15 protein-coding genes and 2 tRNA genes are annotated in these 18,052 nt (G+C 70.3%); 4 read left to right on the top strand and 13 right to left on the bottom strand.

Features of this window, described 5'->3' with window-relative positions; genetic code table 11:
• Nucleotides 1-32: 32 nt before the first annotated feature.
• Together K3769_RS21940 and K3769_RS21935 are read right to left on the bottom strand one after the other, a co-directional pair.
• Nucleotides 33-4,655 carry a PAS domain-containing protein gene (locus tag K3769_RS21940; protein WP_267028075.1) on the bottom strand — a complete coding sequence of 1,541 codons (4,623 nt, stop codon included), beginning with the start codon at nt 4,653-4,655 and terminating at the stop codon, nt 33-35.
• A gap of 290 nt (nt 4,656-4,945) precedes the next feature.
• Complete coding sequence (locus K3769_RS21935; protein ID WP_267028074.1) at nt 4,946-5,404, bottom strand: SSI family serine proteinase inhibitor; 459 nt, start codon at nt 5,402-5,404, stop codon at nt 4,946-4,948.
• 280 nt (nt 5,405-5,684) lie between these two features.
• On the opposite strand from K3769_RS21935, the gene K3769_RS21930 reads away from it, so the two are divergent.
• Both K3769_RS21930 and K3769_RS21925 read left to right on the top strand, forming a co-directional pair.
• Nucleotides 5,685-5,775: transfer RNA gene (locus tag K3769_RS21930), tRNA-Ser, on the top strand.
• A 240-nt stretch (nt 5,776-6,015) separates the two neighbouring features.
• Nucleotides 6,016-6,088 (top strand) — tRNA-Arg (locus tag K3769_RS21925).
• An 80-nt stretch (nt 6,089-6,168) separates the two neighbouring features.
• Here K3769_RS21925 and K3769_RS21920 read toward each other — a convergent pair.
• From K3769_RS21920 to K3769_RS21870, 11 genes are all read right to left on the bottom strand, one after another.
• The gene (locus K3769_RS21920) at nt 6,169-7,440 is read right to left on the bottom strand and encodes a tyrosine-type recombinase/integrase (protein WP_267028073.1); all 1,272 of its coding nucleotides are present in this window, start codon (nt 7,438-7,440) and stop codon (nt 6,169-6,171) included.
• On the bottom strand, nt 7,440-7,637 hold the full coding sequence (locus K3769_RS21915) for a helix-turn-helix domain-containing protein (RefSeq protein WP_189776308.1): 198 nt from the start codon (nt 7,635-7,637) through the stop codon (nt 7,440-7,442). Before K3769_RS21915 ends, K3769_RS21920 begins: the two co-directional genes overlap by 1 nt.
• Nucleotides 7,638-7,811: 174 nt before the next feature.
• Nucleotides 7,812-8,969 carry a DUF3631 domain-containing protein gene (locus K3769_RS21910; protein WP_267028072.1) on the bottom strand — a complete coding sequence of 386 codons (1,158 nt, stop codon included), beginning with the start codon at nt 8,967-8,969 and terminating at the stop codon, nt 7,812-7,814.
• A 346-nt stretch (nt 8,970-9,315) separates the two neighbouring features.
• The gene (locus tag K3769_RS21905; RefSeq protein ID WP_267028071.1) at nt 9,316-10,230 is read right to left on the bottom strand and encodes a bifunctional DNA primase/polymerase; all 915 of its coding nucleotides are present in this window, start codon (nt 10,228-10,230) and stop codon (nt 9,316-9,318) included.
• Between the two features lie 89 nt (nt 10,231-10,319).
• Nucleotides 10,320-10,631 (bottom strand): hypothetical protein, encoded by a 312-nt coding sequence (locus tag K3769_RS21900; RefSeq protein WP_267028070.1) that lies wholly within the window; start codon nt 10,629-10,631, stop codon nt 10,320-10,322.
• A 160-nt stretch (nt 10,632-10,791) separates the two neighbouring features.
• Nucleotides 10,792-12,798, bottom strand: a complete 2,007-nt coding sequence (gene traB, locus K3769_RS21895) for a plasmid transfer protein TraB (protein ID WP_267031489.1) — start codon at nt 12,796-12,798, stop codon at nt 10,792-10,794.
• A gap of 68 nt (nt 12,799-12,866) precedes the next feature.
• Nucleotides 12,867-13,421, bottom strand: coding sequence for a plasmid transfer protein TraA (gene traA, locus K3769_RS21890; protein WP_267028069.1), 555 nt, complete (start codon nt 13,419-13,421; stop codon nt 12,867-12,869).
• Between the two features lie 20 nt (nt 13,422-13,441).
• Entirely contained in the window at nt 13,442-13,945 is a 504-nt protein-coding gene (locus K3769_RS21885; protein ID WP_267028068.1) for a hypothetical protein, read from the bottom strand.
• 30 nt (nt 13,946-13,975) lie between these two features.
• Complete coding sequence (locus K3769_RS21880; protein WP_267028067.1) at nt 13,976-14,359, bottom strand: RRQRL motif-containing zinc-binding protein; 384 nt, start codon at nt 14,357-14,359, stop codon at nt 13,976-13,978.
• A complete protein-coding gene (locus K3769_RS21875; RefSeq protein ID WP_267028066.1) occupies nt 14,359-15,405 on the bottom strand; it encodes a DUF2637 domain-containing protein in 1,047 nt (348 codons plus the stop codon). Before K3769_RS21875 ends, K3769_RS21880 begins: the two co-directional genes overlap by 1 nt.
• 20 nt (nt 15,406-15,425) lie before the next feature.
• A complete protein-coding gene (locus tag K3769_RS21870; protein ID WP_267028065.1) occupies nt 15,426-15,731 on the bottom strand; it encodes a hypothetical protein in 306 nt (101 codons plus the stop codon).
• A gap of 466 nt (nt 15,732-16,197) precedes the next feature.
• On the opposite strand from K3769_RS21870, the gene K3769_RS21865 reads away from it, so the two are divergent.
• Together K3769_RS21865 and K3769_RS21860 are read left to right on the top strand one after the other, a co-directional pair.
• Complete coding sequence (locus K3769_RS21865) at nt 16,198-17,043, top strand: sigma factor-like helix-turn-helix DNA-binding protein (RefSeq protein ID WP_267028064.1); 846 nt, start codon at nt 16,198-16,200, stop codon at nt 17,041-17,043.
• A 2-nt stretch (nt 17,044-17,045) separates the two neighbouring features.
• Nucleotides 17,046-17,855, top strand: a complete 810-nt coding sequence (locus tag K3769_RS21860) for a protein phosphatase 2C domain-containing protein (RefSeq protein ID WP_267028063.1) — start codon at nt 17,046-17,048, stop codon at nt 17,853-17,855.
• Nucleotides 17,856-18,052: the final 197 nt, after the last annotated feature.

Here is an 18,052-nt window from a genome sequence, read left to right as displayed (position 1 = left end):
CTGTACGCGCTTGGTTGGCCCGGCCCCGGCGCTCAGTTCGTACCGATACGGGCCAGCAGATCCACGATCCGGTCCTGCACCTCGGCGCTCGTCGACCGCTCGGCCAGGAACAGCACCGTCTCCCCCGCGGCCAGCCGCGGCAGTTCGCTCTGGTCGACGGCGGCGGTGTAGACGACCAGCGGGGTGCGGTTGAGCTGACCGTTCGCACGCAGCCAGTCGACGATCCCGGCCTGTCGGCGGCGTACCTGCATCAGGTCCATCACCACCAGGTTGGGCCGCATCTGTCCGGCCAGCGTGACGGCGTCCTCGTCGGACGACGCCCGCGCCACCTGCATACCGCGCCGTTCCAGCGTCGAGGTCAGCGCGAGCGCGATCTCCGCATGCTCCTCGATGAGGAGGACACGCGGCGGATGCTGCTCACTGTCGCGCGGCGACAACGCCTTGAGGAGTACGGCGGGGTCGGCGCCGTACGCCGCCTCACGTGTCGCCTGACCGAGACCGGCCGTCACCAGGACCGGCACCTCGGCGGCGACGGCGGCCTGACGCAGCGACTGAAGGGCCGTACGCGTGATCGGACCGGTGAGCGGGTCGACGAACAGGGCGGCCGGGAAAGCGGCGATCTGCGCGTCGACCTCTTCGCGTGAGTGCACGATGACGGGCCGGTAGCCTCGGTCGCTCAGGGCCTGCTGCGTGGTGATGTCCGGCGCGGGCCAGACCAGCAGCCGGCGCGGGTTGTCCAGCGGCTCCGGGGGCAGTTCGTCGTCCATCGGCTGGGGGTGGGGCTGGTTCGCGACCTCCACCGCGCCGCCGGGGCCGTCGAGCGGCTCGGGGCCTTCGTCGGCGTTCTGGTCCGGTGCCCCTATGGCGTACGAACGGCCGGTGCCCTCGGTGGCGTGGGCCAGCCGGGACTGCTGCCCGCCGGAACCCGGGTGCGCGCGGGCCGCCGTGTCCGTCTGCTCGGCCACCGGATCGGGCCGCGTACCGAGCTTGCGGCGCCGCCCGGAGCCGTTGGTGGAGTGCGGGGGAGGCGTAGGCGCCTGGGGCTGCGGCGCGGCTCCGCCCTGAGCACCGGGTTGCGCCTGCGCTTGTGCCTGCGCGTGGGGCTGGGGGGCGGGAGACCCCGTCCGACCGGGCTTGGGCTGCTGGGCGTCGGTCATACGACGACCGAACGGGACACCCTGCCCGAGCGTACGGACGCTGATCGCCCGGCCTTGCGTCGAGTTGGGGTCGATGGGAGGCGCCGCTTCCGCGGGGAGGGGCTGTGCGGCGCGTGGCTGTTCCGGGGCCGCTGCGGCCTCAGGGGCGGCCGACGTATCGGCCGTACCCGGCCACGGCTGCGCCGCCACGGCTTCCGGCGGTACGGGTACTCCGGCGCCGGAGGTGCCGGCCGCGCCGGGCCACGGCTGAGGGGGCGCGGCCGGGTCGGCGTTCGGAACTCCGGCTGCGGGTGTCTGCGGTTGCGGGTGCCGCTGTTGTTGCTGTTGCTGTTGCTGTTGCGGTTGTGGCTGGGCGGGGCCCGCCGCGGGGGTGCCTTGGGCGGGCGTGCCGGGCGCCGGGACGCCGATGTGGCCGGGGACGCCCTCGGCCGTCGTGGGTGCCATGGGTGCCATGGGCGCCGCGGGTGTCGTGGGTCCGGCGAGACCGGTTGGGGCGACCTGGCCGGGCATGGCCTGCGGCGGCAGGGCCTGACCGGGGAGGGGCCCCGCCTGCGGAGGGAGGGCCTGCCCGGGGACGGGCTGCTGGAGGACGCCTTGCGGGGGCACGGCCTGACCCGGGGACGCCGCGGGTGCGAGTGCGGGCTGTCCGGGGGCGGGCTGTCCGGGGCTGACCTGGCCGGCGACGGACTGGGCGGGCGCGCCCGTCGGGGGAACGGTGTGCGTGGAAGCCGGGTGCGCGGGAACGGCCTGGGCGGGCGGCAGGTGGCCCGGCATTGGCTGCTGCCCGGGAATTCCGGTCGCCCCGTCCGATGCCAGAGCGCCGGCGTCGCTGCCACCACCGGCGCCAGCGCCTGCTGCCTCGCCGGCGGCCTGCCGAGCCCGTCGGCGTCCACTGGGCGCCTGCACCGGATGCGGCTGGGGCGGCGTGTGATCGTCGGCAGGATCGCGCAGGGCGACGTCATGCCGTCCACCGGCGGCGACCTGACCTTGGCGTTGGTGGTGCCCCTGCCCTTGGCCCTGTTGCTGGCCCTGTTGCTGGCCCTGACCCTGGTCTTGTCCCTCGGTGAACTGCTGCGCCGTGTACTCGGGAGAGCGGTCCGCCTCGGCGGGCGGCAGCGCGAACACCGCGCGAGGCCCCGCCTCCTGAGCCGCCGCACGCTCCGCCGCGGCGGCCAGCGCACGCCGACGCCGCCCGGTCGGCTGGGCGCCGCCACCCTCGGCGTTCTCCCCCGCGTCCCCACCCGAACCCGGGCCCGTCCCGGCGGGTGCAGCCGCGGGCAGAGCGGCCGGCAGAGCCTGTCGGCCGACGTCCTGAAGGGCGCGCCGTCCGTCGGCGGGCGCGGGCACGCCCTGCGGAGGCACGGTCGCCCCCAACCCCGTGGCCGCCGTGCCGGCCGCATGTTCGGCGGCGGTCACCACCGCGCCTTCGGAGACACCGCCTTCGACGGGGCTGGGCCGCCCACGCCGACGTCCGGTTCCGCCGTTGCCTTCGGAAGCGGAAGCACCGTCGTCCTCGGTGGCCCGGGCAGGCAGCGCGGGCTGCCCCGCGGCCTCAGCGGCCCGCCTGCGTCGCCCGGTGGGCACGGCCGTCTCCGTCGGGGGCCCCACCTCGCTCTCCAGGAAGGCGTCGACGGACGCGCGCCGGGCCCGCCGCCGCCCGCCGCCCTGCGAGGAAGCCTGCTCGGGCAAGGCGAGAGCGGAACCGACCGCGCCGGAGCCCGCTTCCACGGCCAAAGGACCGTCACCGTCCGGCGCCCCGCCCGGGCCCGAACCCGCATCGGAAAAGCCATCCGTACCCTGACCGGCACCCGTACCCATCGGCGGCGGGACCGACCCGGCCCCGCCGCCGATGGGTACTTCGAGAACGAACGCGCTGCCGCTCATCCCGGGGACCTCGTGCGTCTGCAGCACTCCCCCGTGTGCGCGCACGATTCCGCGCACGATGGGCTCGTGCACCGGGTCTCCTCCGGCGTACGGCCCGCGTACCTCGATCCGTACGCCCTCGCCCCGCTGTGCCGCCGCCACGACGACCGTGTTGTCCATGTAGCCGCCGGCCGAGGCCGGCGAGTTGCCCGTGGAGTCGACGCCCGCGACGTCCGCGATGAGGTGCGCGAGCGCGGTCGCGAGCCGCTGCGGGTCGACCTCGGCCTCGATGGGCGGCGCGTGCACGGCGAACTGCACCCGCCCGGGCCCGATCAGCTCGACGGCCCCGTCGACCCCGGCGGCGACGACCGCGTCCAGCATCACTTTCGTACGGGAGACGCCTTCGGTCCCGGAGTCGAGGCGCTGGTACGCGAGGACGTTGTCGACGAGTGTGGTGATGCGCGAGTAGCCGGCCGAGAGGTGGTGCAGCACCTGGTTGGCCTCGGGCCACAACTGCCCGGCGTCGTCCGCTGCGAGGGTCGCGAGTTCACCGCGCAACTGGTCGAGAGGCCCGCGCAGAGAGCGCCCCAGCACGGCCAGCAGTTGCTCGTGCCGTGCGGACAGTGCCTCGTAACGGTCCTTCTCGCGCTCGGCGAGGGCCGCGTACCGGTCGTCCCCGGTGGCCAGCTCCTCCTCGTGCTGCTCGCGCAGTCCGGCGAGCACCCCGGCGTGTTCCTCCCGGAGCGCGGCCAGCTCCCCGGCGTGCGTCTCGGCGGCCTGCGCGAGCTCCTGCTGATGCCGCTCGGCCTCGGCGTCCTTCTCCTCGGCCAGCGCGTCGTACGGCCGGCGGTCCGTGAAGGTCATCACGGCCCCGACGAGCTGGTCGCCGTCCCGTACCGGCGCGGTGGTGAGGTCGACCGGCACCCGGTCGCCGCTCTTGGACCACAGCACCTGTCCGCGCACCCGGTGCTTGCGCCCGGAACGCAGGGTGTCGGCGAGCGGCGACTCCTCGTACGGGAAGGGCTGGCCGTCCGCGCGCGAGTGCAGCATCAGCGGGTGCAGTTCCTGCCCGCCGAGGTCGCTGGCCCGGAAGCCGAGGATCTGGGCGGCGGCGGGATTGACGAGGACGACCCGTCCCTCGGTGTCCGTGCCCACCACACCCTCGGCGGCGGCACGCAGGATCATCTCCGTCTGCCGCTGCGAGCGCGCGAGTTCCGCCTCCGTGTCGACGGTGCCGGAGAGGTCCCGTACGACGATCATCAGCAGTTCGTCGCCGGTGTAGCCGTGACCGTCGTACGCCTGCTGCCCGTTCTCCAGGTTCGCGCTGGTGACCTCGACGGGGAACTCGCTGCCGTCGGTGCGGCGGGCGATCATCCGGGTGGGCCGGGTGCGGCCGTTCTCGTCGACGGTCTCGGCCCGCCGCATCGTGCCCGGGATGAGTCGGGAGTCGAACTGCGGCAGCAGGTCGAGCAGCCCGCGTCCCACGAGCGCGGTGCCCGGGGCCTCGAAGGCCTCCAGGGCGATGGTGTTGGCGTTGACGACCGTTCCGTTGGCGTTGACCAGCACCAACGCGTCGGGAAGTGCGTCGAGTATGGCTGCGAGGCGAGCAGCGCCTCGGGATGGCCTGCTGCTCACGAGACGCTTCCTCCCTGTTACCGCTCCTTGCCGACCGCGGTAGCCATCTTGCCAACGGGGCCGCGACGTGTCACGCGAGGGAGTCTACGGGCAGTGGTTGCGCTCGCGACGCCGGATGAGAGGGAGGTCGCACGTAGAGGGGACGCAGAACGCACGCAGAAGGCCTGGAGAACCTGTGACCATGCGATTCGCGGCCCCGGCCGCCGCCCGATCCCGCACATCCGCCAGACCCCGCCCGCGTACCCCACCCGCACGCCCTCCTCGACGCGCCCTCGTGTCCAGGCCTGTTTCTACGCGCCGAGATCCGGGAGTACGGGCACGAGGGCGTCCCAGCGCGAGATCTCGCATCCGTCCGCGCGCCGGTACGTGGCGTCGACGGGCCGGCCGGCCCAGGTGCCCGTGACGTGCGCGGTGGCGGGCCCGCCGTACTGCATCGTGCACATCCCCCGCTCCTGCGCGGGTGCGAACGGGCTCTTGCCCCACGAGGTGTTCCGGTCCAGATGGTCGCAGGCGGCCTGAGCCTGCGGATGGCTGCCGCCCGCCGGATGGCAGTCGAGCTCGAACTTCCCGTCGCGCCCGTCACCCGCCCCGCTCACCGTCACGGTGAGGTGGTCGGTCCGGTCCGCCCCGCTCACCGGCGGCGGCAGGAGGGGAAACGAATCGGCGTACGCGACCGCCGGCGCTCCGGACAGCGCGGCGAAGGAGGCGGCGGCGGAGGTGGCGACGGTGAGGGCGATGCGGCGCAGCATGATGACTCCCCTGACGACGGTTCTGAACGACTGTCCAGGCGACAGCCCTGGCGATTGCCCTTGCGACAGCTGGGGCGATCGCTCAGGCGACTGCCCTTGAGACAGCTGAGACAGCTCTTATGCCTGCTCTAACGCCGTCCGCGCCCCGACGTTGCGCCGCCGACAAGGGCTTTGCCCTCGGACCTTGCCGCCTAGTACCGTGGGGGGCGATTGGTGACAGCCCGCTCGACTGTGTCATCATCTGCACGCACCATTTCGCACCCGCGAGGATGGTTGTGCTGGAGGCGTCGCCTAGTCCGGTCTATGGCGCCGCACTGCTAATGCGGTTTGGGTTTTACGATCCATCGAGGGTTCAAATCCCTCCGCCTCCGCAGAAGGTCACGAAGCCCCGGTCGTCCACGACCGGGGCTTCGTCGTTCCTTGATCGTCCCAGGCGCTCCACGGGACCGTGCCAGGACCCGCGCGAAGGGCGTCAGAGGATCGTTTCCGCAGGTCAGGCATGGTCTGGCAAACGGATTTCGCCTCACGCCGCCAGTCATGTAATGTTGTTCCCGCAACGCCAACCGGGCAGAAAAGTCCGGAGGGAAGAGCAAAAACAACAGAACACACAAGCACTCGTAGCTTAACGGATAGAGCATCTGACTACGGATCAGAAGGTTGCAGGTTCGAATCCTGCCGAGTGCACACAGGTCAAAGGCCCCGCCGGTTCGCCCGGCGGGGCCTTTGACATCAGCGGCTGACATCAACGCCCCCGGAAAGGCCGCTCAGGGGGCGTTCTCGCCCTCCGGGGCGTCGTCCCCATCTTCGAGTCCGAGCGCGTCATCCATCCGCTCGGCAGCCGCCCGCAGCGTCGACCCCATCACGTGCGCGTAGGTGTCGAGCGTCATCGTGATCGTGCTGTGCCCGAGCGTCTCCATGATGGTCCGCGCGTCGACGCCCTGAGCGAGCAGCAGGGACGCGCAGGTGTGCCGGAGGTCGTGCACGCGCACCCGTCGTACCTTCGCGTCTCTGCACAAAATGGTGAGCATCCGGTTCAGGCTGCGCGGGTCCGTCACCCGTCCGGTCACCGTGGTGAAGACGAGTCCGGCCGGATGCCCCGGGGTGGGCTGCCACTTCGCTCCGGCTACCTTCTGCTCTCGCTCCTGCTGCGCCCGGTGCGTGGTGAGGGCCCGCACGCAGTGCTTGGGCAGGGAGATCGTACGGACGGAGCGCATCGTCTTGGGCGTGCCGAAGATCAGCTCTCGTCGGATGCGCTGGACGTTCCGCCGGACCCGGAGAGTGCCGGCCGTGAGATTGATGTCCGCCCACGTGAGCCCGAGAGCTTCCCCGCGCCGCAACCCGGTGGACACGAGCAGCAGCCACAGGGCGTAGAGGCGATGAGGCTGAGCGGTCTTGAGCAACAGGCGGACCTCGGCCGCGTCCAGTGGACGCACCTCCTTCGATTCGACCGTGGGGGTTTCCACGATTCGGGCGACGTTGCGTGCGATCAGTTCCTCGCGCATCGCCTGTTGCAGCGCGGACCGCAGCACCGCGTGGATGTACTGGACCGTGCGGGCCGACGGGCGGCGCTTGCAGCAGCGGCCCACGGCGCAGCACGTGCGCTTGTCCTCAGGCCGCTCCTCGTCGGCACCCCGGAGGCAGCAGAGGCAGGCTGCCTTGAATTCGGCGAGGAATCGCCGGACGTCTGCCGGGGAGAGCCGGTTGAGGCGCTTTTTGCCGAGCGCGGGACGGATGTAGAGGCGGGACAGCCCCTCGTAGCTGTTCAGCGTCGCGGGCTTCAGCCGTTCCGGGGCGATGGTGGCCAACCAGTAGGTGAGGTAGTCCCCGAATGCCATCGTGGACGAGGCCGCAGGGATGCCCTGCCGGGTCATCTCCTGCATCTCCGTGAGCTGCGAGGCGACTTCCTCACGAGTCTTGCCGTAGGCGAACTTCCTCGTCCGGGTCCCGTCGGGACGGAAGACGTAAGCGGCTGCCTGGTAACGGCCATCCTTGCGCTTGGTGATCGTTCCTTCGCCATTCGCGCGGCGCTTGGCCATCAGGCTGCCTCCTCAAGTCGGTCTTGCATGTACTGGCGTACGGCGGTGACCGGGACCCTGCGGGCGCGGCCAGCGGTGAAGCTTTCGAGCTGCTTGGAGCGGAAGAGGTCGTAGACCTTGCTGCGGCTGAGGCGCAGCGCGTGCATGACTTCCGGGACGGTGAGTGCTTCAGGCAGAGCAGGGGCGACGCTGGGCACGAGGACGAACCTCCGGGAGCAAAAGGGGCCTTGGAGTCCTTCTGGAAGTCCGCTACATCCGCTACGCCGCTACATCGCAGGTCAGCGGCATGATTTTTGTAGCGGAGAGGTTCGATGTAGCGGCTACGGCCGTTTCGGGGTGGGGGGCCGTAGCCGCTACATCGGGAGGTGCCGCTACAGATTCAGGGGCTCTGAGCTGGGAAGTAGCGGCGTAGCGGATGTAGCGGCCCCTGAGGGCGCGCAGTAGCGGGTCCAGGCGTCTTCGAGGTCTTTGGCGAAGAACCCTTTGAGGATTCCGCCGGCGGTGCGGATGTTGCGGGAGACGACCGGGTCCCCGTCAGCGGTGACGTATTCGCTGAGCATTTTGGAGAGGCGCCGGTTGTCGAGCGGCTTGCCGTTGAGGTCGGCCCAGGGTGCGTCATCCAGCGCGTTGAGGCGGTCGAGGATGGCGACGGTGGGCAGCCGGTCGATACCGATCAGGACGTGATCGCGTAGGTCTGTCAGGAGTCGGATACCGATGCTGCCTTTGTCGTTGGCGCGTGATGCGTTGACGAGGATCAGGCAGGCTTCGCGGGCCCGGTTCGGCCACTCGCCCCCGGCAGCGTCGGCGACGGCGAGCAGGGGTTCCCACACGTCCGCGGGCCGGTCGGTGACGCCGTCCGGCAGAGCGGGGAACGCGCCGGCGACGCGCTTTTCCACGGACTCCGCCCACTTGGCCAGGCGGTCACGGATCTCGTTGCCCTCACGGACGTGAATGCGGGAGCGGAACGGCTCTGCCTTCTCGTTCCTGGCCCGGCGGCGCATGCGGATGATGACGGAGCGGGTCAGGATGGTGTCGGGCAACGAGCCGAGTCCCGCGACGGCGACGGCGCAATACGAGGGGAAGCCCTGTACTTGCTGGTTGGAGCCATCCCCCACGCACCGGTACATGGGACGTCCGCGCGCGTGACCGGCGTTGATGAACCCTCGAAGCTGCTCGTTGTCTCCGGCCTTGGGGCCGAAGATGGTGTCGATCTCGTCGAACAGGATCGTGGGCCGGCCACCGTCGATGCCGGCCACCGACCGGAACAGCGCTGCTGCGGACGCGTCTGCAGCAGCCATGGAACGGGGTACGAGCGTCTCGACTACGTCCAGCGCACGGGACTTGCCGGAACCAGGTTCGGGTGACAGGAACGCGAGGCGGGGAGTGGAGTCGAAGCAGTCGAGCAGATGAGCGTGCGCGTCCCACAGCGTGACGGCAACGTAGGCCGCTTCCAGCGGGAAGACGTTGAAACGGCGGTGGAAGGCTTCTACCTCGTTGAGCAGTGCGGCGCCGTCGATGGAGTCGGTCATGCGGCGGCCCTCCCTTCCTGGGTGGTGCGGAGCGGGCAGGTGTCGCGGTGCGCTTCGTGGTCGGTGATCAGGGCGAGCACTCGGGCTTTACCGACTGCACTGCGATCACGTCCGCACAGGCATTTCGAGGTGGCGGTAGGCACCGCGCCGCGCGGAGCGACGATGTGCAGCCACGCCACGGGGTACCGGCCGTCTCCGGTCTGCGAGTCAGGACCAGGAGCAGTGCGGACGCCCTGACGGGCGGCGCCTTTCGGGTCGCCCACGACCAGTTCGGGCACGGCCGGTTCGGCGGGGCGCGGGCCGCTCGCCACCGGTTGGCCTTCCAAGCGGGGGCGGGGAGGGGTGTTCATGCCGTCTCCCGGGGTCGGACCTTGCGCAGGGAACTGTCCAGGGCACTGCGGATGGTGGAGCGGCACTCCGCAGCGGTGAGTCCCCGAGACTCCCCAGCCGCTTGGAAGGCGTTCTCTGCCACGTGCCGGGGGAGGTCGCCCCACGCGACGAACCGCCCCACCTTGAAAGCGCACCGGTTAAGCGTGATGTTGCCCTGCTTCTCCGGGGCCGCGGCCACGGTCGCGCATTCGGCTTCCAGCGCGGCCAGCGCTGCGCGGCTACCGTCGACCGCGGGCAACCGCAACGGCACCACCGGGCGTGCGGGGGCCGGTTGCAGCAACTCCAGCAGCCATCCCGGCAGCGGCACCGGGGCGGTGTCGTTGACGGTCTCGTACAAGCCGGCGGGGGTGGTGCTGCCGGCGGCGACGACGTATCCGCCCCATGCTCGGGTGTCGACCAGTGGGGCGAGGGTGCCCGCGGTGTTGCCCAGCCTGATACCGGCCGGTGCGGTGAAAAACAGGTGTTGTCCGCCGCTCGCGGTCCGGACGCGGTAGGTGGTGGGGACGGGGTGGCCGGTGCGCTCGCAGAGCGCCTTAAAGGTCGTCGCGCCGTCAGGCGTGTCCGCACTGCTGTTGCCGTTGTCCTGGTTCTTGCGTACGTCCAGGTCGACAACGACCAGCCCGGAAGGGCCGGTGGCGAGGCCGATGTTGGCGGGGCTGGTCTCCCAACACTGCGTGATGCGGTGTGGGTCGATGGTCGCCCGCTCCTGCCACTTCAGGTGGCCGCGGGCGCAGTCGCCGGTGGCGCGGCACCGGTCGGCCCCGTGCAGAGCGGGCCGCTTCGTGCCGGGCCGCAGGGGGAAGACGTGCCAGCCGCGCGCGGCGACGTCCAGTGCTGCGGACAGCAGCGCGGATCGGGGGTCATGGGTCATGCTGGAGGTCTCCAGTTCCGTAAATGGATGCTGGCTGACAAGGGCGGCCCCGCGACTTTGGCGAGACGAGGGGGCCGCCCTTGGCGTAGCTAGAGGTGCTTGGTGCGGGCGAGTCGGAGGGTGATTCCGCCGAATCCGATGGGTCCGGCGGCGCCGGCGATGACGGTCGCGGTGTGTGCGGCGGCATCGAGCAGCGCGCACAGCGCGACGACCAGCCCCCACCCACCCAGGGCCGCGGCCCCGGCCACAGCGAGCGCGGTCACGATCCGGGGCCACGGGAGGGCGTTCGGGTTGTTGGTCTGGACGACGATGACGACCGGCTGTCCGGTGGTCTGCGCGCGTCGGTAGGCATCGGCGGGGATGTGCGGGGCGATGATCCCCGGCGGGTCGTGGTGGGTCATCGGAGCCTTCCTCGGGTGAGGCACGCGCGAGCGGGCGCAGGGGCGCCGTGGGCGTGCGTGGGTGAGGTGTCAGGCGGGTGTCAGGGCGGGGTGTCAGGAGTGCGTGACACCGCGTGTGCCTAGGGGTTTGGGTGTCAGGGTGCCGTGACGGTGTCAGGCGTCACGCGGCTGTCAGGGCGGGGACGATGCGCCACCGTCCGGTGGTGTTCGTCGCCTCCAGCCGGCCGTCCATGGCGGCTTCCTTGAGTCGGGCGGACACCCAGGGGCGGGAGAGCTGGTTGCGGTCGCACCACTCCAGGAAGTCGACCGGCCCCACGATCATCTGGCCGCTCTGCTCGAACTCCGTGAGCGCGCGGGCGAACAGCTCCCGCGCCTCCTGCGGAGTCGGCTTGCGCCCGGAGTCCTGCCCGAAGATCGGGGCGTCGTCGCCTTCCTCCGTCTCGGGGAGGTCGGCTTCCGGGTCGATGTGCGCGTCCTCGGGGTCCACCCGCGGCCCGTCCTGGTCCATGGCGTCCTCCTCGACCACCCGCAGCCCTGCCGGCTGTGCGTCGCCGTTCTCGTCGGGGCGGCCGGTGTAGGCGGTGCCGGCGATGCTGACGGCGGCGCCGGCGGTGATGGGGTCGGCGAGGGCGCCGTTGCGCTGGGACCAGGTGGCGAGCATTTCCATGACCGGCACCGCCCGGTGGGTGAAGCGCCGGGTGCGGCCCGGCGAGGCGTAGCGGTCCTCGGGGATACCGGGTGAGACGGCATAGCAGTAGCCGGGCCGCCGGTTGCCCCACGCCCCCGGATGCGCACCCGCGGCCAGCACCTCGTCAGGGAGAGAGAATCCCTCGTCGCGCGGGTCGCAGCCGAGCGCGATCACGGACGGGAGGGAGGCGCGCGTACTGGTGGACATTTGGTCGTAGGAGGGACGCTGCAGCGACACGATCAGGGAGAGGCCCGCGGAGCGGGCTTCCTGGGCGATGCCGGTGAACGCGTCATCCCCGAGCGCGCGGAGGGTGTTGGCGGCTTCCTCGAACCAGGTGACGAGGAACGGCATCCCCTCGCACCCGCACGCCGTGCCGTCCGTCCGGCAGGTGTGCTCAGCGCTGTTCTGCGTCTCGGCAGCTTCGGGGACCCACTGGCGGTAGCCGTGGGCACCCAGCCAGCGGGTACGGGCGGGGATGACGGCTTCCACCGCGGCGACCATGATTTCGGTGGATGCTCCGCCCTCGGCGGCCCAGTCGAGTGCGGGGCGCAGGGTGGCGAAGTCCTGGTACATCTTCGGATCCGAGAACCACACGATGACGTCCCGGCGGGAGACAACCTCGGTGAGGAGGTTGAGGGCGGCATCGCCCTTGCCGGAGCCCGTTCCGCCGGCCACCAGGACGTGGGTGCCGTTGCGGCCCGCTTCCGGGTCGCCGGGCAGCCAGATGACGAGTGGGGCGCCGTCGTCGTAGCGGCCGATGACCAGCGGCTGAGCGATGGAGCCGCCCACGTTCGACGGACCCTCCCATTCGACCACCTCAGAGAGCATGTCCTCGGGGACGATGACCAGCTCCCCGCGCCGCTCCGAACCCGGGTCGGGGGTGTAGCGCACGGCGTTGCGCGGCAGATCCAAAGCGGACGCGAGACGGGCGAGGCTCTTGGTGACGTCCTCATTCGTCTGCTCGCCCGCCTCCAACGCGACCGGAGCGGTGACCCGGTTCGGCTCCACCTTCGCCGCACCGATCTGCGCGCGGGCCAGTCCGACCTTTTCCAGCAGCCCCTTGTCCGAGCTTTCGCCGGTGCTGTCGGAGGTGCGCAGGAGCATCCGCACGTTCCACGACAGCGCGAGGACGGGGCCGCCCATCAGGTACAAGTCGTCCAACGGACCGGCCATCGGACCGGCCAGGCACGCAGCGGTGACCCACGCTGACCCGGACGCCACGGTGATCGCGGAGTGCAGGCGGCGCTGGGTGCTGGTGGATCGGCCGATCCACCAGGTGGCGCCGGACAGCGCCACCGACGCGAGGGTCAGACCGACCCCGGCGGCAGCGGACTCGTCCCAGCGCCAGTTACCGAGCGCTCCGGCCAGACCCACCGCACCCACCCCCAACCACGGGGGGAGATGCGGCTTGGCCCGGTTGAGGAGATAGGCACCGATGCTGCCACCGGAACCGTTGTCGGCCAGCGCGTAGGGAGACATGACGGTCGCGTTGTCGGGGAAGTCGCTCCGGCCGTGCCGGTTGTTCCTGCTCATATGGTGTCGCCTCCTTACTGCTGGGCCCAGTTCATGACCGGCGCTTGCGGCTTACGTGCGCGGTGGCGCACGCGGTTGATCTCTTCCTCGAACTCTTGCTGAAACGTCGCGTAGCAGGCGGCGGCGTTCTTCGCCGCGTGGCGCAGATCGTCGGCAGACTTCTGCATCTTCCGCGCGACCTTCGCCGCCCTCAGGCGGGAGCCGAACGGCCGGCCGTCCGGGTCAGGGACGGTGGCGAGCACGCCCTTGAGGATTTCGGCGCCCATGGCCACCTCGATGGACAGCGTCACGGCGGCGGCGCGCAGAGTGTTGCAGTAGTTGCGCACCATCGCCGGCGAGGTGAACTCCGGCGCGGGGAGCAGGGATTGAGCGTGGGTTCCGCCACCGGTGCGGGCCATGCCTTTGTTGTTGTTCACGGTGACGTTGATCGGCGGGACGAATGAGCTGCCCATCGCGCCGACGAACCCGCCGGCGGCGGCGCCGGCGTTGGCGAACTTGTTGCCCTTGCCGTTGTTCGCGCCGTTGGCCCCGGAGCCGGCGGCGCGCTGAGGACGTGCGTGTGCTGCCATCGAAAGATCTCCCTGCGGGGTCAGTGGGTGCGGCGGATGATGAGCCACGCGGTCTGTGCGGTGAGCCAGGTGAGCAGCCACCACACCTCAAGCGCTCCGGCCAGCGGCCCGAACCCGGCAGCCAGCGCCAACCAGGCCAGCGACGACGCAGCCAGGGTGGCGAGGGTGATGCGGTAGGCGAGGGGGGTGCCGGCGGCGGGGCGGCGGCGCTGCATGACCAGCAGCCACACCAGCGGAGCCGCGGCGGTGGGGGCGAGGATCAGCCCCGACCACCACGCGATTACGTGCAGGAGCGCGGTCACCGCGAGGGCGAGAACGGCGAAGCCGGTGGGGGCCAGCGCGCTGCGGAAGTGCCACAGCAGAGATCCCACGACCGACAGCGCCTCGCGGGTCAGGGAGGGCTGTTCGGGCATCACGACGACGAACGGCTGAGCGTTGCGGCGCCCGCGCTGGCGCGGGATACGGACGGTGGTGGCCCCAGCGGGCACCTTCACGGCGCGGCGGGGGCGGGTACGGCTGGTCACAGCGAAACTCCCAGATGAAGTGAGGGATGTTCAGGCGGTGCGCTGTTCCTCGGAGGCGATGCAGGCCCCGCAGATGCCGTAGGAGCGGGGGATGCAGTAGCCGACGTCGAGCCGGCAGCGGGGGCAGGTGCGGCGGGCGAGCATCGCCAGAGCGAGCGCGCCCCACTTGCGCGACGTCATCGGGCGGACAGGCTTGGCCAGCTCCTCGCGGTACAGGAAGGCGACCCGCGGGCCGCCGGTGCGGCGGTTGAACCGCATGAGCTGTGCTGCTATCGGCTGGCCACCGGGCCGCAGTCCGCGGGCGCGGAGTTGGCGGCGGGTGGCGTAGCCGTCCGGGGCCATGCGCCACGGGTAGGTGGGCAGCCCGTAGCGAGCGCCGGACGGGTCGAAGCACTTCGCGTAGGCAGTCGGCATCAGAACATCGCCTCAACCTGCGGCGCCTTGCTGGCTTTCTGCTCGCGGGCTTCCTGCACCCGGGCGGACACCCAGCCGATCGACCAGCCGGTGTCCTCCGAGAGCTGCCGCACCGTCCGCTCACCCTCACGGAAGGACCGAAGGTAGGAACGAGCGTCGGACTCCGGCATCTTCGTGAACATGCCCGCCGGGCCGTTCACGGCCGTGTTCACGGCGGCATCTGCCGTGTTCACGGCCTCCGCCCCGCTCGGCTCGCGGACGGCGTGGCCGGTCGTCTCGCGGGCCGGCTGAACGGTGCGTGAACGCTCTGCTCGCTCCTGCTGTTCACGGCGCAGCGCGTCTTCACGCTGCTGGGTCTCGCGCCGGATGCGGTCGTCGTGTTCGCGCTGCTCACGCCGCATGTCCGCCTCGCGCTCCAGGCGTTCACGCTCCAACCGCTCCGCGTGCTCACGCTCTGCGGAGCGCTCACTGGCTTCGCGGTCGGCCCGCTCGCGCTCCAGCCGTTCGGCGTGTTCGCGGGCGGCGTGTTCACGCTGTTCACGGGTTTGCCGCTCGTGTTCACGCTCCGCCCGCACCCGCTGTTCACGCTCCGCGGCTTCGGCGGCTCGTGAACGCTCGATGCGCTCCAACGCCGTGTTGATCGCCCGCCGGTAGGCGAGTCCGGCTTCCGCGGTGACGATCAGTAGCAGGGGTGCGACCGCATGCACGGCCACGCCGACCTGGTCGCCTTTCAGCGCGCTGTTGCCGACGTTGAGGAGCAGCGTCATCAGACCGGTCATCCACCGCAGCACGGCCGGCCACCGCCCGGAGTCGCCCCCGAGACGTGCCACGACCGCGTCCAGGCGGACCACGATCACGACTGCCGCGTCGACCACCAGCGGCAGGATCGGCGCCGTCCAATCCCACTCGGCCGGTGTGACTTCCTCCACCAGTGGCGTGACCGTGAGCACCGAGAACAGCACCGCACCAGCGGTGATCGTCCACGTGCCCGCAGCCAGCGTCCTCTCCGCGGACTGAATCTGCTGCGGACTCAGCGAATCCGCCATCCGACCGCGGGGTTCGCGGCTCACGCCGCGGCTGCCGTGTGGACGGTGTGGTGCAGGGCCGGACGGTGCGAGGTCCGGCGCGAACGCCGGACGGCCGACCGCGGGTTGAGCGGGCTCGTGCGGAGCAGGGACTGCGCGTAGGCCGCGGTCTGCGGGTCGCTCTCGCGCAGCTCCGCGAGGACTTCCCGCGCCACGTCCAGGCGGGCCGCGCGGTCGGTGTCCGACTCGGCAGTCAGGCCGGTGAACAGTTCGATGTCGATACCGAGCGCCAGTTCCGCAAACTCTGACGCGGTAACGGCTTCATGACCAGCAACGATGCACTTCATGGGTCGTGACTCCTTCAGTAGTGGAACGGCCCGTACAGCGGCCCCGGTGTTCCCGCACTGGGGCCGCACGCCGTTGAAGACGGAAAGATCCGGCTCCCCTCAGCGCTGCTCGTACGAGACGAGCAGCGGAGGCAACCGGTCCACAGCCGCTGAGCTGCGGGAAGGTCGATTCACATCTCACGTAGCGGGGACACATCCCCGCCATGCCGCCCTCTCGTGAGGTGGGCGGCTTCTATAGGCACGCTGTTGAGTTCTCAACCAACTGGCGCTTTCTTCGTACTCGCCCCTGCGGGCTTTCCTCCGAGCGCTATCTGTGCAGGTCAAACAGCCACGACAGACTCTCCCCCGATTTGCTTAGGGGGGGTTTCCGTCTTGCTTGATAGGTACGGTAGGCAAACCGAGGGCTGCGCGCAACCCCCTCTCGCGATAGAGTCTGCTATCCCCCCTAGGCGATGATCGGAGAGTCGTGCACTACGACATGGAGCAGGTCCCTGGGATCGCGGACCCCGTAGACCGCGCCAAAGCCGCAATCGACCTGATGGCGCGGTATCAGAGCCACGTGAACGAGCTGTCCCGCATCCGCCGGGAAGCGATCGAAGAGGCGCAGGCGTCGGGCATGACCCAAGCCGAGATTGCGAAGCGGCTCGGAGTCAGCCGCGGGCGTGTCGGTCAGCTCGCGTCATCCGGGCCACCACCAGAGCGAGCCTTCTTCGGCACAGACCTGGTCACGGTCTCGCTCGGGGGCAAGTACGAAGCAGGGAAGGCACCCGACCAGAACCCCAGCGAAGTGGTCACGCGGGAAGACCTCAACAACTTCGAACACCTTCGCAAGCTGCTGGGCGGCATGAAACTAGACGCTCAGTACGAGGTGATCCCACCGAGTGGAATCGTCAACCTCAACCGGGACAACCACGTCGTTGTCTGTGGCCCCCGCCTGTCCCCGATCGTCGCGCAGGTGCTCGAAGGGGACGACAACCTTCGGTTTGCCAAGGATCACGCGTGGCACCTGGTCGACCAGGTGGCCGGGCAAGAGTTCCGGTCCCCACAGGATGAGGACGGATCGGCCGGCGACGTCGGTTACCTGGGACGCCTCCCCCGCCTGGACGGAAAGGGGACGTTTCTCTACATCGCCGGTATCCACTCCATCGGAGCGAACGGCGTCGTTCACTTCCTGGAGAACAACCTGGCAGAGCTTTACAGAGAGGTCCGCACGCGTCGCTTCTCCACTCTGATTTCGTGCCGTTACGACCCGACCACGCTCGAAGTGCTGGAGAGTCGACGCGTCACTCCGCTGTACCGACACGAAGGCTGAACATGCGCGTCGCGATCGACACCCGACCCGGTGGAGCCGCCCCCAACGAAGATTGGGTGGCCGGCACTCCGGCTCTTGCCGTTGTGCTGGACGGGCTCAGCACTGCGGGCCTGGACACGGGATGCCGCCACGGGGTTCCGTGGTACGTCGAACACCTGGGCAGTCAGCTCGTGGCTGCACTGGTCGACCCGGAGCGCTCACTGTCGACCGGCTTGGCCGATGCCCTCGAACACGTGGCGGCTGAGCACCCCGAATGCGACCTGGGGAATCCGGGAACTCCATCCGCAACGGTGGCCGTCCTCCGGCAGCGCGAAGGCTTCTTCGATCACCTCGTCTTGGCTGACTCCCCGATCGTGCTCGAAGGCCGCCAAGACTTCTCCGTGATCACTGACCTACGTGTGAAGGAGATCCTTCCGGAGCTGAAGGCGGAAGTCGATCAGTACGAAACCCATACGGCAGAGCACAAAGAGGCTCTGCGCCGTCTGGTGCTCGCGCAGCGACAGACCCGCAACACGACCACCGGGTATTGGGTCGCGGCTTCCGGGCCCGAAGCTGCAGAGCATGCGTTGACCGGCAGTGCTCCCGCCGACGATCTGCGCGCCGCCGCGCTCCTGTCCGACGGTGCATCGTGCCTCGTGACGGACTACTCGATGGCGACCTGGCCCGAAGTCTTCAGTACGCTCCGCGCCGGGGGGCCGCGAGAGCTGATCGATGCGGTTCGCAAGGTGGAGGCCACAGACCCTCATGGGCAACGGTGGCCGCGCTACAAGTCGGGGGACGACGCGTCCGTTGCCTTCTGCGAGTGGGGATAACGGCTGGTCAGCACTCGCGCGCTCCGTCTCGGTTTCCGTCTCATTCACCCCCGTCCGAAGGTGTCCGCAGCGGTTCACGCGTCGGGCGGGAGTACGGGAATGAACGAGGCTGAACGGCCCTATACCGCGCTATGACCAACACGAACAGACCTCGAAAGCGAGTGTGGCGCAACTCGCCGACGGTTCAAATCTCCTCC

This window comes from Streptomyces ortus (genome assembly GCF_026341275.1).
GTDB lineage: Bacteria > Actinomycetota > Actinomycetes > Streptomycetales > Streptomycetaceae > Streptomyces > Streptomyces ortus.
This window is presented reverse-complemented; position numbering and strand designations above follow the sequence as displayed.